This is a genomic window from Streptomyces sp. MUM 203J (assembly GCF_022414595.1).
Classification (GTDB): Bacteria; Actinomycetota; Actinomycetes; order Streptomycetales; family Streptomycetaceae; genus Streptomyces.
On the sequence record NZ_JADWYO010000052.1, the window covers coordinates 1 to 17,203 of the forward strand.

The following is a 17,203-nucleotide window of genomic DNA, read 5'->3' on the forward strand; positions in this document are numbered from 1 at the left end:
GTCCTCCAGGTGCGCGAGCGCCCGGGCGCACTCCTGCGCCTCGTCCTGTGCGTAGAAGGCGGAGCGGGCCGACGACGACCAGGCCGAGGCGGGCCCGGCGGTCGCCGGCTCCGGCCGGAAGGCGCCGTCGACGGAAGAGGCACCCGACAGCGCCGCCCCTGCGGGCGGTCCGGTCAAGGGCGCCCACCAGGCCGGTCCCGGGGCGGCGTCCACGCGTGCCGGGGGGACGCCCGAGGGCGACCCGAGCGGAGGCGAGGCAGCGGCCCCGCTGGTACGGAAGACGCAGCCCGGGCGGTTGCTGGCGGGGCGTTACCGGCTGGACGGGGTGCTGGGGCGCGGCGGTATGGGTACCGTCTGGCGGGCCGTCGACGAGACACTCGGACGGACCGTCGCCGTCAAGGAGCTGCGGTTCCCCAGCAGCATCGACGAGGACGAGAAGCGGCGCCTGGTCACCCGGACGCTGCGCGAGGCGAAGGCCATCGCGCGGATCCGCAACAACGGTGCCGTCACCGTCTACGACGTCGTGGACGAGGACGACCGGCCCTGGATCGTCATGGAGCTGATCGAGGGGCGGTCGCTCGCCGACGTCGTACGGGAGGACGGGACGCTGACGCCCCGGCGCGCCGCCGAAGTCGGGCTCGCCGTCCTGGACGTGCTGCGGTCCGCGCACCGCGCGGGCATCCTGCACCGTGACGTGAAGCCGTCCAACGTGCTGATCGCGGACGACGGCCGCGTCGTGCTCACCGACTTCGGCATCGCCCAGGTCGAGGGTGATCCGTCCATCACCTCCACCGGCATGCTCGTCGGTGCACCCTCGTACATCTCACCCGAGCGCGCCCGGGGCCAGCGTCCCGGTCCTGCCGCCGACATGTGGTCGCTGGGCGGGCTGCTGTACGCCTCCGTCGAGGGCCACCCGCCGTACGACAAGGGCTCCGCCATCGCGACGCTCACCGCCGTGATGACCGAGCAGCTCGAACCGCCCCGGAACGCCGGGGCGCTGGACAAGGCCATCTACGGGCTGCTCGCCAAGGACCCCGCGCAGCGGCTGGACGACGCGGGCGCCCGGGCGATGCTCCACGAGGTCCTCGACGCCACCGAGCCGCCCGCCGCCGCGGCGGAGGGCGAACGACCGGCGGAGAAGACCCGGGTGGTGCCCCTTCCGCCCGGGCCGCCCGCCGTCCCGTCCGCCCGCAAGGCCCCGGACCGGGCCCCGGCCCCGGCGGCCGCCACCGCCAGTGCCGCCGCACCCGGCGAGGCCACCGCCGAGCGGCTGCGCGGCGCTCTCCGTGCCGTACGGAACGCGGCGGCGGCCACCACCGCCAAGCCCGGAACCAAGTCGACCGCCACGGCGGAACGTTCCGGTCCGCCCGCTTCCACACGGGCGCCGCTCACGGACGTGGTGCCGCGCCGCGCCCTGGTCACCATCGCGGTCGTGGCCGTCCTCGCCGTCCTCGCCACGGTGCTGGCCTTCGCGTTCGGCGGTGACGGCCCGGGCGACGGCAAGGGCGGCACAGCCGGCGGCGACGGGACGTCCTCGGCCGGATCCACCGCCGGCGACGGCACCGGCGGTACGGACGCAGGTACCGGCGACGACGGCCGCCCTGACGGCGAACCCGGCAAGGAGGAGAAGGAGAAGGAGGCGGGCGGCGGCGACCAGCCCGGCACCACCACCGGTTCCGGCGACGACCCCGGGGACGGCACGGGCGACGACGGCGCCCCGTCCTCCGGCTCGCCCGGCGACGGCGACGGCGAGAAACTCCCCGAGGGCTACGGGCTCGTCACCAACGACCGGTTCCACTTCTCCATCGCCATGCCGGAGAACTTCCGCCAGACCGCCATAGCCGGCCGCAACTCCGGTGCTGTCTTCAGTGTCGACGGAGGCTTCCCACGCCTCCAGGTCGACTACACCGACAGCCCGGGTGGCGACGCGGCAGCCGCCTGGCGTGCCGCCATGACGGCCGTCGCCGCCAGCAGCTCCGGCTACCGGCACCACGGCATCAAGCCCGTCGAATACAACGGCTACCCGACGACCGCCGATTGGCAGTTCGAGCGCAAACAGAGCGGCGAGCGGGTATGGGTGCTCAACAGGGGGTTCAAGGTCGACGCCACGCACGGGTACGCGATCATGATCACCTGCAAGTCCGGTGAGTGGGACGGCGAGGAGTGCACCGAGCTGCGGGACACCGCGTTCGCCACGTTCCGGCCCACGGACTGAGCGCGGGCACGTATCGTGAGAGCGCGTGGACCGTATGGGACCGGATCGGGTGCGTAACTGCACCGGATCCGACCGGATGTGACGGGCCGGGGGGAAGCGGGCTGGTGGGGAGGCGTCGTGGACGACTACGCGGGAAGGGTGCTCGCGGACCGCTACCGCCTGCCGCTGCCCACCTCTGACGACGACCCGTCCACCGGCGCGTACGACGAGCCGTATGCCTCCCTCGTCGAGACCCGGGCCTTCGACAGCTACAGCGGCCAGGAGGTCGTGATCCGGCAGGTTCCGCTGCCGGAGACCGTGGATGCCGAAGTCGTCGACGGAGACGACGTCCAGGACGCGTACCGGACGTACGGCCGAGGCGGTTCACAGCAGCAGGCGCGGCTGTACGGGCGGGACCGTGACCGGGGGCGCCGGGCGGCGGCCTTGGATCCGGCCGTCCAGCGGGCCGTCGAGGCGGTGCAGGCGGTCGCGCGGATCCCCGACCATCCCCGGCTCGACCAGGTCTTCGACGTCTTCACCGAGGACGGCTCGCTCTGGATCGTGAGCGAGCCGATCGCCGCCCGGCCGCTCGCCGCGCTGCTCGGGGACAGGCCGCTGGGCCCGTACCGCGCCGCCGAGATCGCCTCCGACCTGCTTACCGCGCTGCGCGCCCTGCACGCACACGGCTGGACCCACCGGAACATCACCACCCGTACCGTGCTGGTCTGCGACGACGGGCGCGTCGTCCTCTCCGGGCTCGCGACCGGTGCCGCCGAGGAGGCGCTGTGCGGGTACGCGCCCGTACCACCGCCGGACGACGACCACGGCGACCACGACGACCACGACGACCACGGCGACCACGACGACCACGACGACCACGGCGACCACGGCGAGCACGGCCTTCCCGAACTCTTGGGCGATCCCGGGAGTTCGGGTGATCCCGAGGAGGCCGCCGCCCCCGGAGGCCCGGACACCGGCCCGGACCGGGCCCCGCTGCCCCTGCCGCCCGCGCCTCCCGCCCTGCCCAGCGGCTATCAGCCACAGTGGGTGAACGAGCTGGCCGACCGCATCGCGGACGACGAGGACGACGCCCAGGACGGCAGCCCCGGCCGTCGGCCGGACGGCGACGCCCCGCGCGCGCTCCTCGCCGGTACGTGGCGGGACGGCCCCGCCCGGACCGGCCCCGTCCCGGCGGGCGGCGGCAGGTCCCCGTACGGCGACATGCCCCCGTACGGCGGCCCCCGCGCGGGCCTCCGCGTCGATGCCCAGAGGGCCGAGGCCCGGCAGCCCGAACCCCAGGGGCCCGCCGTCCAGCCGCTCGGCGCCCCGCGCCCGTACGGCTCCGCCTCACGCACGCCCGCTGGCCGGCAGCCGCCCCGGCCGGCCTCGGGACAAGGTCCCGGCCAGGGGCCCGAGCCGGAGCTCCGGCAGCCCGCCCCCTACCGCGGCCCCGCCACGCCGCTCGCCGCCGAGCGGGCCCGGCAGGCCAGGATCGCCGTCGTCGGGCCCGTCACCGAGCGGTGGGCGCCGGAGCAGGCGGGACCCGTGCACGGCACCTGGCAGCTCGCCCCGCCCGTCGGACCCGCCACCGACCTGTGGGCCCTCGGGGCCCTGCTCTTCCGCGTCCTCCAGGGACACGCCCCGTACCCGGAGGACAGCGCTCCCGAGCTCGTCCAGATGGTGTGCGCCGAACCGCCCGCCTTCGCGGAGGAATGCGGGCCGCTGCGGCCCGTCGTCGAGTCGCTGCTGCGCCAGGACCCCACCGAGCGGCCGGACTACGAGGAGCTGCGCGGCTGGCTGCGCTCGCTCATCCGGTCGGCGCCCGAGCCCGACGCGGGCCTGTCTCTCGTGCCGATGCCGTCCGCCGACGACACCCGGCTGCCGATCCTGCGCCGCCGCGGAGACCTGGAGCGCAGGCGCCGGGCCCGCGCCCCCGAGATGCGTCGCGAAGCCGACCGCCCCGCGCCCCGGTCCCAGCCGCACCGCCACCGGAAGGCCAGGGAACGGGGGCCCGCGCGCCGAAACTCCGGGAGCCCGCGGGCCCTGGGGCGCACGCTCCTGCTGCTGATCCTGCTCGCGCTCGCCGGGGCCGTCGCGTACGCCGTGCTGTTCATGCCCGGGAAGGGCGCCCGGGACCGCTCCCAGGCCCCCGCGGGCAGTACGGCCCTCCCCACCGCGACCACGCCCGCGACGGACCCGGAGGCCGGCCCGACCGAGTCGGCGGCGCAGCGCCCCGCCCCCGGCGGCCAGGCGCCCTCCACCAACGCCGTCACGCCCACGGCCCCCCGGCTCCCCGAGGGTTACGCCCTGCGCGACGACCCCGAGGGCTTCCAGGTCGCCGTCGACCGTACCTGGCGCCGCAGCCCCGTCAACGAGATCGGCCAGGTCCGCTACACCGGGGGCGACTTCACCCTCGTGGTGGTCCCCGGCCGCGACACCATCCGCACCTCCGGCGCCGACCCGCTGGAGTACCAGCGGGAGAAGGAGCGCGAACTCCAGCCGTGGCGGGACTCGACCTGGGCGTCCGCGACCGGGCTGCGCCGCATCGACGAGGGGCGGCAGTCCATGGCCGAGGGCCAGTTCACCTGGCAGGACGCGGGCGGCCGCAACCTGTACGTGCGCAACCTCGCCGTCCTCGTCGACGACACGTACCACGTCATTCTGGCCATCGGCCCCGAGTCCGAGCGTGACAGGGTCACCGCGTTCCACGAGCAGGCGACCCGGAGCTATCGCGTCACCCGCTAGGCACATCCGTACGACCATGTGAGTAACGCTCAGTGGTCAACTCGGCCCTGCGGCCTGTCAGGCAGAGCGGACAGAGCGGGCAAGTGCATCACGGTGCGGTCTCCTTGGGCGCCCCGCGGTTCCGCCCGCCGCACACCCTCCGTAACCTTGCTCCGAAGCTGTGGTGGGGGCGAGCGGAGACACGTGGAACACATGCAGGGCACAGGTGCGGGGCTGCTGCTCGCCGGTCGGTACCGGCTGGGCGAGAGCATCGGCCGCGGGGGCATGGGCAGGGTGTGGCGCGCCCATGACGAGGTGCTCCACCGGACCGTGGCCGTCAAGGAACTGACGGCGGGCCAGTACGTCTCCGAAGCCGACCGTACGGTCCTCCACGCGCGTACCCAGAAGGAGGCGCGGGCCGCCGCGCGGATCAGTCACCCGTCCGTCGTCACCGTCCACGACGTGCTGGAACACGACGACCGGCCGTGGATCGTCATGCAGTACGTGGACGGCCAGTCGCTCGCGGACGCCATGAAGGACGCGCAGGACGGGGGCGTCGACGCGCGGGAGGCCGCCCGCATCGGCCTGCACGTGCTGGGCGCGCTGCGCGCCGCGCACGCGGCCGGGGTGCTGCACCGGGACGTCAAGCCCGGCAACGTCCTGCTGGCCCGGGACGGCCGGGTGCTGCTCACCGACTTCGGGATCGCCGCCATCGAGGGCGACTCCACGATCACGCGCACCGGCGAACTGGTGGGCTCCATCGACTACCTGGCGCCCGAGCGGGTCCGCGGCGGCGACCCCGGACCGGCGTCCGACCTGTGGGCGCTGGGCGCCACGCTCTACGCGGCCGTGGAAGGCGGCTCCCCCTTCCGCCGTACGTCGCCCATCAGCACCATGCAGGCCGTCGTCACCGAAGAGCCTCCGGCCCCGGTCCGGGCGGATGCCCTGGGGCCGGTGATCACGGCACTGCTGCGGAAGGACCCGGCGGCCCGGCCCGATCCGGCGGAGGCCGAGCACATGTTCGTCGAGGCCATGGAGGGCCGCTACCCGGCCGCAGCCCAGGCGTATGTGCCGACGCGGACGCTGAAACCGGGCGAGCGGGACGGAGACCTGACCGGTGCGGCGGACGGCACGGCGACCGGCGCGGGGGGCACCGCGGAGCCTCCGGGCGAGCTGACGCAGCCGCCGACGACGAGGACGGCGTCGGCGGACGAGGCCGGAAAAGGGGCTTCCAGCGCCGCACCCGGCCCCCGCACGCCCCCGCCCCCGCCCCGGCCGCGCCGTGCGCGGCGGACCGCGCTGGCCGTCCTCGCGGCGGCCCTCGTCGGCGCGGGCACCAGCTTCGCGGTGCTCCAGTACGTGAACACCGGCGGGGCCCCGCAGTCCGTCACCGCCGGCCCGGCCGGCCGGCCGACCGGAGACCCGGGCACCGGGTCCACCGCGGATCCCGTCTCGGGCAAGGGGCTTGAGGGATGGCACCGGGTACAGGACCCGGAGGGCTTCAGCCTGCTCGTCCCCAAGGGCTGGGAGCGTCAGCTGGACGGCGACCAGATCGACTACACCCCGGACAACGGCAAGCACCGCATCCGGGTCAGCGTCGACCGGTCGCCCGATTTCGAGAACCCGTACATGCACATGCTGGACGTGGAACGGCGATTGAAGGACAGATTGCCGGAGTATCGCCGGATCCAGCTTCACGCGAATACGTTCCGTGATCAACTGGAATCCTGTCTCTGGGAGTTCACCTGGCTGGAGAAGAAGACCCATCCCGGAAAGCGCCACGCGATCGACCAGGTGTACTACACGGACGACGGAACCGAGTACGCGCTGTACATGTCGTCGCCCGAGGAGAGCTGGGCGACCACACGGGAGCAGTTCGACATCGTGCTGCGCCACTGGCGACCCGCCGAGGGGTGACTTCCTCGGCGCGAGCGGAGGAGATGTGCCGTGTCGGTCGAAGGCTGGAGACCGGAGGAGCAGGGGGAACTGCCGCGACAGCGAGAACGGCGGGAACAACCGCACGCCGAGCCCGGTGAGGCGCGTCGGATCGTCGGCCGCTACCGGCTCGAGGTCCGGCTCGGGCGCGGCGGCATGGGCACGGTGTGGCGCGCGTACGACGAACTGCTCGGCCGCCGGGTCGCGGTGAAGGAACTGCACGTCGACACGGACGGCGGGGGCGTCGCGGGGCGTGGCCGCACCGGCGGGGCGGGGGACCCGTCGGTCGACTCCACCCTGCGGGAGGCCCGCGCCGTGGCCCGTGTGCATCACCCGCACATCGTGTGCGTGCACGACGTGGTGGCGGAGGACGGCGTTCCGTTCATCGTCATGGAGCTGGTGGAGGGCGTCACGCTGGCCGAGCGGATCGCGGAGCACGGCCCGGTCGACGCCCGGGAGGCGGCCGCCATCGGGCTCGCCCTGCTGTCCGCGCTGCGCGCCGCGCACGCGATCGGGGTGCTGCACCGCGACCTGAAGCCCGCGAACGTGCTGCTGGAGGAGTCCACGGGGCGGGTCGTGCTCACGGATTTCGGCATCGCCCAGCTCGCCGGGGCGACGACCCTGACGGAGGACGGGATGTTCGTCGGGTCGCCCGAGTACACCGCGCCGGAACGGGTGCAGGGCCACCGGGCCGGGCCGGCGTCGGACCTGTGGTCCCTGGGGGTGCTGCTGTGTGCGGTGATGACGGGGCGGTCGCCCTTTCACCGAGACTCGCTGGGCGGGGTGCTGCACGCGGTGGTGGAGGCGGAGATCCGGCCGCCCGCCGGGACGGGCCCGCTGCTGCCGGTGGTACGGGGCCTGCTGGAGCGGGATCCGGCGCACAGGCTCGGCGCGGCGGAGGCGGAGCGGCTGCTGCGGGTGGGGTGGGCGGCGGATGCGGCGGGGCCCGAGGGTGCCGCGCCGGGGCGGGCGGTGGAACCGGACGTTCCGGTGCATGACCGGCCCGTGGGGCGGGTGGGGGAACAGGGGGACGCGCGGGCGGGGGCACGGTCTCATGTGCGCTCACCCGGGGAGGGCGGCGGGGGCTCCGGCCGGCCGGGCGGGGATGCGCGGGACCAGGCGGGGCGGGGACTGCCGCCGGTGGAGGCGATGAGGGAGGAGCCCGGCGTGAGGGACCCGGCCCGGGTGGGGGAGCGGGCCCCGGGCGGTGCCCCCGACTCCGTGCCGTACCGACAGTCCATGGCCTCGCCGCACCCGCGCATGCCGCCCGCGCCCCCCTCCCGCCCCCTCTCCCAGGTGCCGCCCCCGCCCCCTTTTCCACCCCCCTCCCCGCCCGCCCCACGGGTGCGCAGGCGGCCCTCTCCGCTCACCGGGCTGCTGGCGGGGCTGCTCCTCGCCGCTCTGGTGGCGATCGGTGTGCTGGTGCTCACCACCCGCTGATTCCGGCCGACAACGCGCTGATCAGGGCTTATCTGCCAGTGAACGCTGGCGTGATGTGCGGGCCCGGCGAAAACGCGTTACCGACGGGTACACAAAGGGCCCGGGCGCGCATACCCTCACCCCCATGACGGACACGCAGGCCCCCGCCACCGCAACCGCTGCCCCGACTCCCGCCGCCAACCCGGTGGCTCCGGCCCCCGCCGGTGTCCGTACCGCCGCCGACGTGGTCACGCCCGATCTGGTCGCGCGGCTCACCCGCGGCGTCAGAGGCTCCGGCCGTACCGCCAACCACACCCCGTTCACCGGCGGGCGGCTGGCCGAGCTGCCCGAGTCCGCGCCCGAGGACGTGGCGGAATCGTTCCGGCGGGCCCGCGCCGCCCAGGCGGCCTGGGCCGCGACCCCCGTCCGCCGCCGGGCCGCCGTGTTCCTCCGCTTCCACGACCTGCTCCTGGAACGGCAGGGCGAGGTCCTCGACCTGATCCAGCTGGAGACCGGCAAGGCCCGGCTGCACGCCCACGAGGAGGTGCTGGCCGTCGCCATCGCGGCCCGCCACTACGGGCACCGCGCCTCCGCGTACCTGAGGCCGAAGCGGCACACCGGAGCCGTGCCGACCCTCACCAAGGTGACCGAACTGCGCCAGCCCAAGGGCGTGGTGGGCCAGATCGCGCCCTGGAACTATCCCCTGGAGCTGTCCGTGGGCGACGCGCTCCCGGCGCTCGTCGCGGGCAACGCCCTGGTCATGAAGCCCGACACGGAGACGGCGCTGACGGCCCTGTGGGCCCGCGACCTGCTGGTGGAGGCGGGACTTCCGGAGGCCGTGTTCCAGGTGGTGCTGGGCGAGGGCCCGGTGGTGGGCCCGGAGGTCGTCCGGCACGCGGACTACGTGTCGTTCACCGGCTCGACCCGCACCGGCCGGGAGGTCGCGCGGGGGGCGGCGGACCGCCTCGTCGGGGTCTCCCTCGAACTGGGCGGCAAGAACGCGATGCTGGTGCTGCGGGACGCCGACGTCGAGAAGGCGGCGGCGGGCGCGGTGCGCGCGTGCTTCAGCTCGGCGGGTCAGCTGTGCATCTCGATCGAGCGCCTGTACGTGCACGAGTCGGTGGCCGACGCGTTCCTGGAGCGGTTCGCGGCGAGGACGCGGGCGATGCGGCTGGGCACGGCCCTGGCGTACGGGGCGGACATGGGATCCCTGGTCGGTGAGCGCCAGCTGGAGACCGTCACCCGGCATGTCGAGGACGCCGTCGCGAAGGGCGCGAAGGTGCTGGCGGGCGGCGTGGCCCGGCCGGATGTCGGCCCGCTGTTCTACGAGCCGACGATCCTGGAGGGCGTCGAGGAGCCGATGGCCGTCTGCGCCGAGGAGACCTTCGGCCCGGTGGTGTCCGTCTACCGCTTCACCGACGAGGACGAGGTCGTCGAGCGTGCCAACGCCACCGCGTACGGCCTGAACGCCAGCGTCTGGACCCGCGACGGCCGCCGCGGCCACGCCGTCGCCGCCCGCCTGCGCGCGGGCACGGTCAACATCAACGAGGGGTACAGCGCCGCGTACGGCAGTGTGCGCGCGCCGATGGGCGGCATGAAGGAGTCGGGCCTCGGCCGGCGGCACGGGGCGGAGGGCATCCTCAAGTACACCGAGGCCCAGACGGTCGCCCAGCAGAGGGTCATGCCGCTGGCGCCTTCCTTCGGGATGGACGACGCGAAGTACGCGCAGTTCATGAGCCGCAGCCTGAGGCTGATGAAGGCCCTGCGGCTGCGCTGACGGTTCCGTGGTCCCTGTGGTGTGAGGAGAGAGATGCCGGAAGCTCGGTACGACTACGACGTCATAGTGATCGGCTCGGGCTTCGGCGGCTCGGTGGCGGCGCTGCGGCTGACGGAGAAGGGCTACCGGGTCGGGGTCCTGGAGGCGGGCCGCCGCTTCACCCCGGAGACCCTGCCCAGGAACTCCTGGGACCTGAGGAACTACCTGTGGGCCCCGGCGCTCGGCCTATACGGCCTCCAGCGCGTGCACCTGCTGGGCAATGTGATGGTGCTGGCGGGCGCGGGGGTGGGCGGCGGCTCGCTCAACTACGCGAACACGCTGTACGTCCCGCCGCCCGCGTTCTTCCAGGACCGGCAATGGGCGTCCGTCACGGACTGGCAGGCCGAGCTGGCCCCGTACTACGACCAGGCGAAACGCATGCTGGGCGTGCGCCTCAACCCCACGACGACCCCGTCGGACGTCCATCTGAAGGCGGCGGCACGGGCGATGGGCGTGGGCGACACGTTCCACATGGCACCGGTGGGTGTGTTCTTCGGGGACGGGAAGGATGCGGAGGGCACGGCTCCGGGGGCGTCGCCCGGGGGCGAGGCGCCGGACCCGTACTTCGGAGGGGCGGGCCCGGCACGGCGGGCGTGCACCGAGTGCGGCGAGTGCATGACGGGCTGCCGGCACGGCGCGAAGAACACGCTGACGGAGAACTACCTGTACCTCGCGGAGAAGGCGGGGGCGGAGATCCACCCGATGACGACGGTACGGGCGGTCGCGGAGGCCCCGGGGGGTTCGGCGTACGAGGTCCGTACGGTCCCCACGAACAGGCGCAGGTCGAAGCCGCGCACCTTCCGCGCCCGCCATGTCGTCGTGGCCGCGGGGACCTACGGCACGCAGACCCTCCTGCACACCATGAAGGACAAGGGCCTGCTCCCCCGCATCTCGGACCGCCTGGGCGAGCTGACCCGCACGAACTCGGAGGCGCTGGTCGGCTCCCAGACGACGGACCGCCGCTACCGGGCCCGCCACGGGGCGGACCCGGACTTCACCCGGGGCGTGGCGATCACCTCGTCCGTCCACCCGGACGAGAACACGCACATCGAGCCGGTCCGGTACGGCAGAGGCTCGAACGCGATGGGCTCGCTGTCGATCCTCCAGGTCCCGTACGTCCCGGACGGGAAGGGCCGGGTGCGGGGGTGGCTGGGCAACGCGGCGAGGCACCCGGTGCTGACGCTCCGCTCCGTCTCCAACCGCCGCTGGTCGGAGCGGTCGATCATCGGCCTGGTGATGCAGTCGCTGGACAACTCGCTGACGACGTACCGGAAGCGGGGCGGCCTGGGCAAGGGACTGCTGACCGCCCGCCAGGGCCACGGCACCCCGAACCCGAAGCAGATCCGGGAGGCGACGGAGGCGGCGACGGCCATCGCGGAGGAGATCAACGGCTTCGCGGGCTCGAACATCGGCGAACTGATGGGCACCCCGCTGACGGCCCACTTCCTGGGCGGCTGCGTGATCGGCGCGTCGCCGGAGGAGGGCGTGATCGACCCGTACCACCGGCTGTACGGGCACCCGGGCATCTCGGTCGTGGACGGCGCGGCCGTCTCCGCGAACCTGGGCGTGAACCCGTCCCTGACGATCACCGCCCAGGCGGAGCGGGCCATGTCCCTGTGGCCCAACAAGGGCGAGCCCGACGCCCGCCCGGCGCAGGGGGAGCGGTATGTGCGGATGACCCCGGTGGAGCCGAAGAACCCGGCGGTGCCCAGGGAGGCGTTCGGGGCGCTGCGGCTGCCGGTGCTGCCGGTGCCGAGGGTGCCCCGCAAGGACGACTGACTTCTTTGTGCTTCCCCGGGAAACACAAGAGAGGCGCTGCACCCCCCTCCGAGTGCAGCGCCTCTCCGGCTCTACGGGTGCGCCTTCCTGTCGTCAGACGCGACCGCTGCTACTTACGCGGTGGCACCGCTGTTGCGACGCTTCAGCGCGAAGACGACACCGGCACCGGCGACGATGGCGACGCCACCGGCGATGCCGATGGTGGGCAGCATCGAGGAGGAACCGGTCTCGGCGAGCTCGCCCTTGATCGGCATCTCGGAGAGACCACCCTGCGGGGCGGGCTTGTTCTCGACCTTGCCCGGCTTGCCCTTGGCGTCGTCGACCTTGCCCGGCTTGGCGCTGGCGGCGAGGATCTCGAACTCGTACTCCGTCTCCTCACCGAACTCGCAGACGTCGTTCTTGGTGATGTTGATGCCGGAGGCGAAAGCGAAGCCGTAGCCGGCCGGAGCCTTCTCGTTCACCATCAGACGCATCGGGGCGTCCGCGTACTCGCCCGGCTTCAGGTCCTGCGCGCTGCCGAAGTAGCCCAGGTCGTCGTTGATGGTCTCCCAGCCCGAGCCGATGTTCGCCTGGACGGTGACGAACTTCGACATGTCGTCGAACTCCTTGCCGTCGATGGCCACGGTCATGAGGTAGGCGGCAACCTCGTCGAGGACGTTGTCGGAGTTGTTCGCGGCGCGGAACGTGAACTCCTTCCAGCCGGAGCCGGCCACGACCTTGGACGGCAGGCCGATGAGCTCGGTGGAGACGTCCTCGTTGTCCACGACGTCCGCGCAGCTGAACTCTTCTTCCTCCTCCTTGGTCACCTCCTCGTCCTTCTTCTCGTCGGACGTGGCGTTCTCGTCGTCCTTCTTGTCCTCGTCCTTGCTCTCCTCGCCGTCCTTCTTCTCGTCCGGCGCGGAGGGCTGCTCTTCCTTGGTCTCCTCGGACGGCGCGGTGTTCTCGTCGTCCTTGGTCTCCTCGCCGGCGGTGTTCTCGTCCGGCGTGGTGGCGTTCTCGCCGCCCGTGTTCTCCTCGGTCTCCTTGCTCTCCGGCGCGGTGGTCTCGCCGTCGTTCTCGGAGGTGCCGTTCGACTGGGCGTCGTCCTTGGTCTCCTCGCCCGCGCCGCCCGTGGAGGTGGCCGTCTCGGCCGCGGCGGGTGATCCGTCGGTCGCGTAGGCGGCCGGGGACATCAGGAACGCGGCAGGCGTGATGACGGCGGTCGCGGCGGCGACGGCCATGGCACGACGAAGCTTCAAGTCAAGACCCCGTGGTCTCGGCGTGCCGTTGGTGGCGGCACGCGGTCCGGTGTGGCCTCCCCCGCCGTGTTGCGGGCGTGGCCATTGGTTTCGCATAGGTGACCTGCGGCGGGCGGGATTGGTTGCACGGGAACTCACAGGTTCTTTATGTGAGCTGCATCACCCGCAAGAGTGATTGGCGTAATTGTGTGTTGACGTTGTGTGACTTCGTGGCTTGGATCGCGTCATGTCTTGATCAACTGCGAATGGGGGGGACATGCGCACGAGTCCATCGGGGGTCCACAGGCGAAGACAGTGGCCCCGCGCCGCCGTCGTGGCGGCCATCGCCATGACGACGGCCGTGTCCGGCCTGACGCTCCCGGCGATCGGCCAGGAACAGGCGGCGGAGGCGACCGCAGGGGGCAACGCGGCGCTCTCGGAGAGTCGCAAGGCGCTGGAGGAAGCGAAGCGCACCGGCGCCCGTGTCGAGGTCACAGCCGAGCGCTCCGAGCGTGCAACGGTCTTCGCGAACCCGGACGGGTACACCTTCACCCTGGAGGAATCCGCCGTCCCCGTGCGCGTCCGGAAGCCCGACGGAGGCTGGCAGAAGCCGGACGCCACGCTGGAGCAGCGGGCGGACGGGACGATCGGGCCCCGGGCCGCCGCCGCGGAGATGACGTTCTCCGGTGGCGATGACGCGACCCCGCTCGTGTCCATCGCGGACAGCGGCCGGTCGCTTGCCCTTGAGTGGCCCGGGAAGCTCCCGAAGCCTGAGCTGGACGGCACGAGCGCGCTCTACCGAGAGGTTCTCCCGGACGTCGACCTGAAGGTGACGGCGACGGTCGAGAGCTTCCAGCACGTGCTGGTCGTCAAGTCGCGCCGGGCCGCCTCCGACAAGCGGCTCAAGGAACTGACCTTCGGACTGAAGACGAAGGGCCTCGCGGTCAGCAAGGGCGCGGCCGGAAACCTGAACGCCGTCGATGACAGCGGACAGACCGTGTTCCGCGCGCCGCTGGCGCTCATGTGGGACTCGGCGGGCAAGAGCAAGCCGCAGCCCAAGTCCTCGTCGGCGGCACCCGCGATGCGCGCTGCCGCAGCGCCCGAAGCCGAGGTGCCGCGCGACCCGTCCGAGGTGGCGCCGTCCGGCAAGGGACTGCAGCCCGGGCAGGGCGACAAGATCGCCCGCATGGATGTGAAGGTCGACCAGGAGTCGCTCTCGGTCGTGCCCGATGCGGCCATGCTGGCCGGGACACCGGATTCGGCCTTCCCGCTGTTCATCGACCCGACCGTGACCTGGGGCGAGTCGGAGCGGACGCAGCTACGCTCGGACGGCTATGTGTCGTACAACTGGTCCAACGGCTCTGACGGCCGGGGGCAGGGTGTCGGCAAGTGCGGTAGCTGGAACGGCTACTACTGCGGGCCCGGTTACGTGCAGCGCCTGTACTACGAGTTCTCCGCGGCCAGTCTGAAGGGCAAGAAGGTCCTGGACGCGACGTTCCGGGTGACCGAGCCCTGGGCGTTCCAGTGCGAGCCGCGCTGGGTGGACCTGGTCCGTACGGACAACATCTCCTCGGCCACCACCTGGGCGACCCGTCCGAAGGAACGGGACCTGATGGTGGACCGGAACGTCTCCGCAGGACGCGGGTCCCTGTGCGACCCGGACTCCCCGGACGCGCCGATCGAGTTCCGCGACAACCCGGCGGAGAGCAACGAGAACCTCACCCCGACCGTCCGCGACTTCGCGGCGGGCAAGTTCCAGCGGCTGACACTTCAGCTCCGCGCCCACGACGAGACCGACACGTCGGCGTGGAAGCGCTTCAAGGACGACGCCGTGCTGGCCGTGGTCTTCGTGGGACTGCCGGACACGCCGACCGGGGTCGGACTGGTGGCCGGGTCGGGCGCGGTGTGCTCCACCTCCGAAAGCAGCCCGTCCGTCATCTCGGACCCCACTCCGGCGCTGGCCGCGACCGCACGCACCAAGGCGGGCGGCGAAAAGGAGGCAAGCCTCCGAGCCGTGTTCGACATCGACCACAAGAACGCTGACGGCACCTGGTCGGACACACCTCCCGGCAACGGCGACACACGTCCGTCGACGGGCTATGTGGGCCACGACACCAAGGTGACCATGTCGTGGTCCACCCTGGCTGAGGGCAAGCTCTACCGGTACCGCTCGTGGGTGCGCTCGTACTACGACGGCGGAAAGTCCTCGCTTGGCGGGCCGTCCAGCGAGAACGCGACGGGCTGGTGTTACTTCAAGGTCGACGCTACCGCGCCCGAGGCGCCGCGGATCTCACTTTCCAGCCCGTACAGCGAATGCACGTCTAACGACTGCGTCGCGGCCGGTGGCCCGGGAGCAAAGGCCACCATCACACTCAAAGCGGCTGACGGCGACACCAATAATGTGGCGTACCAGTACCGGCTCTCCAACGGCGAGGCGTGGCGCGAGGCAACGAAGGTCTGCTCGAGGGCCGTTGCTTCGAAGTGGTGTCCCAAGGCCCCGGAGTCTGCCCCATACGTCTACGGATATCGAGCCACCGTCACGCCAGACCGTTCCGGAACCTTCCGTCTCTATGCGCGCGCCAAGGACGATGCTGGCCGCTGGGGCGCCGAGCAGGTCGTCGACTTCCTCGTCGCCGCAGGCGAAGGCCCCGTTGCCCGCTGGCACTTCAACGAAGGCAGTGGCGCCGCCACCGACTCGTCCGGCAACGGCACGACCCACAACGCGAGCCTGTCCGGCGGAGCCATCCGTGACGACCGGGGTCGCCGTGGCCTGATCACCCATGACGGGAACGGCGCCGAACTCGCCACCCCCGTCACGGACAAGGGTCTGGCGACCAACGGGAGTGCGGGCTACGCGGCCACATCCGGTCCGGTGCTGGAGACCCGCTCCTCGTACACCGTGTCCGCCTGGGCGCGGCTGGACGACCCGACCCGCTACATGACGGTCGCGAGCCAGAGCGGATCGTTCTACGGCGCCTTCTACCTCTCGTACCTGCCCTCGGAGAAGACCTGGGCGCTGCGTACGTCACCGAAGGACGCGGCGGACGGCAATCTGTCCGATCAGAAAGTGATCGCCAAGCAGCCTGCCACCGTGGGCGCCTGGACCCATCTGGCCGCCGTCTACGACGCCGAGGCGCAGCAGATACGCCTGTACGTCAACGGGCAGCTCCAGGGCGCCGACAGCGTCAGCCCGTCCTGGTCGTCCACGGGGCCCTTCCAGATCGGACGCGTCATCTGGCGCGGGAACTACACCGACTACTGGACCGGCTCCGTCGACGAGGTGGCCGCCTGGCAGCGGGCGCTCCTCCCCGCGGAGATCGCGCAGGAGGCGCGGCTGCTGACGTCGGAGCAGTACGCGGGCGTCGAGCTGGTGGCCGACTGGAACGCCTCCGGTGTCTCCGGTGCGTCCGTCACGGACACCATGTCCGGGTACGGGAGGGAGCTGACGCTGTCCGGTGGGGCGAAGGCGGAGAACGAGGCCATCCAGTTCGACGGTGTGGACGACGCGGCGACCGCCGCCGGACCGCCGGTGGACGACACCGGCTCGTTCACCGTGACCGCCGCGGTCGAACTGGACAGCGCGAAACTGCTGGCCAAGGGCACCGGGTACAAGGGCCAGGTGCTCGGCCAGCGCACGGCTGACGGGTCGGCCTGGGGCTTCTGGTTCCAGGTCACCGACACCAGGACGGTCTTCGACGAGGAGACGTTCGAGGAACGGACCGTACCTGTCGGGTTCTGGCATTTCGGGCGCCTCAACGCGGACGGCACCTTCTCCACGGTGGCCTCGGACGAGGAGGCCGCACTCGACAGCGCCGTCCGGCTGACCGGCATCCACGACGCCCAGGCAGGCACCATCAGCCTGTATCTCGGCCACAACGTGAACGGTGAGCCCACGGCGTACACCGCCAAGCTCGGCGCCGGGGAGTTCGCGTTGGCCAAGGGCTACACCTCGGGCGGCTGGAAGCACCACCTGCCTGCCCGGATCAGCGACGTACGCCTGTGGGCCGGAGCCATGGCCGGCTCCAAGCAGGTGGAGCGGCACGTAGGCGACTGACGGGAGAGGCGGCGGGCGGCGCTTGTGCGTGCACAGGCGCCGCCCGCCCCGATCCCCGCCTGTAC

The 17,203-nt window shown here is 72.5% G+C and carries 8 protein-coding genes; 7 read left to right on the plus strand and 1 reads right to left on the minus strand.

From position 1 onward, the window contains the following. Positions 1 to 343 precede the first annotated feature (343 nt). The 6 genes from I3F58_RS22430 (at position 344) to I3F58_RS22455 (ending at position 11,867) form a co-directional block, all read left to right on the plus strand. Complete coding sequence (locus I3F58_RS22430) at positions 344 to 2,215, plus strand: serine/threonine-protein kinase (RefSeq protein ID WP_240110460.1); 1,872 nt, start codon at positions 344 to 346, stop codon at positions 2,213 to 2,215. Positions 2,216 to 2,332: 117 nt separating this feature from the next. Continuing rightward, on the plus strand, positions 2,333 to 4,939 hold the full coding sequence (locus I3F58_RS22435) for a serine/threonine protein kinase (RefSeq protein WP_240110461.1): 2,607 nt from the start codon (positions 2,333 to 2,335) through the stop codon (positions 4,937 to 4,939). A gap of 183 nt (positions 4,940 to 5,122) precedes the next feature. Next, complete coding sequence (locus tag I3F58_RS22440; RefSeq protein ID WP_374208021.1) at positions 5,123 to 6,835, plus strand: serine/threonine-protein kinase; 1,713 nt, start codon at positions 5,123 to 5,125, stop codon at positions 6,833 to 6,835. Positions 6,836 to 6,865: 30 nt separating this feature from the next. Further along, on the plus strand, positions 6,866 to 8,293 hold the full coding sequence (locus I3F58_RS22445; RefSeq protein WP_374208022.1) for a serine/threonine-protein kinase: 1,428 nt from the start codon (positions 6,866 to 6,868) through the stop codon (positions 8,291 to 8,293). A gap of 124 nt (positions 8,294 to 8,417) precedes the next feature. After that, positions 8,418 to 10,049 (plus strand): succinic semialdehyde dehydrogenase, encoded by a 1,632-nt coding sequence (locus I3F58_RS22450; protein ID WP_240110463.1) that lies wholly within the window; start codon positions 8,418 to 8,420, stop codon positions 10,047 to 10,049. Between the two features lie 33 nt (positions 10,050 to 10,082). Then, positions 10,083 to 11,867 carry a GMC family oxidoreductase N-terminal domain-containing protein gene (locus I3F58_RS22455; RefSeq protein WP_240110464.1) on the plus strand — a complete coding sequence of 595 codons (1,785 nt, stop codon included), beginning with the start codon at positions 10,083 to 10,085 and terminating at the stop codon, positions 11,865 to 11,867. Between the two features lie 113 nt (positions 11,868 to 11,980). On the opposite strand, the gene I3F58_RS22460 is transcribed toward I3F58_RS22455, so the two are convergent. Continuing rightward, positions 11,981 to 13,105, minus strand: coding sequence for an LPXTG cell wall anchor domain-containing protein (locus tag I3F58_RS22460; RefSeq protein WP_240110465.1), 1,125 nt, complete (start codon positions 13,103 to 13,105; stop codon positions 11,981 to 11,983). A gap of 256 nt (positions 13,106 to 13,361) precedes the next feature. Here I3F58_RS22460 and I3F58_RS22465 point away from each other — a divergent pair, with 256 nt between their 5' ends. Further along, positions 13,362 to 17,138 carry a LamG domain-containing protein gene (locus I3F58_RS22465; protein ID WP_240110466.1) on the plus strand — a complete coding sequence of 1,259 codons (3,777 nt, stop codon included), beginning with the start codon at positions 13,362 to 13,364 and terminating at the stop codon, positions 17,136 to 17,138. Positions 17,139 to 17,203: the final 65 nt, after the last annotated feature.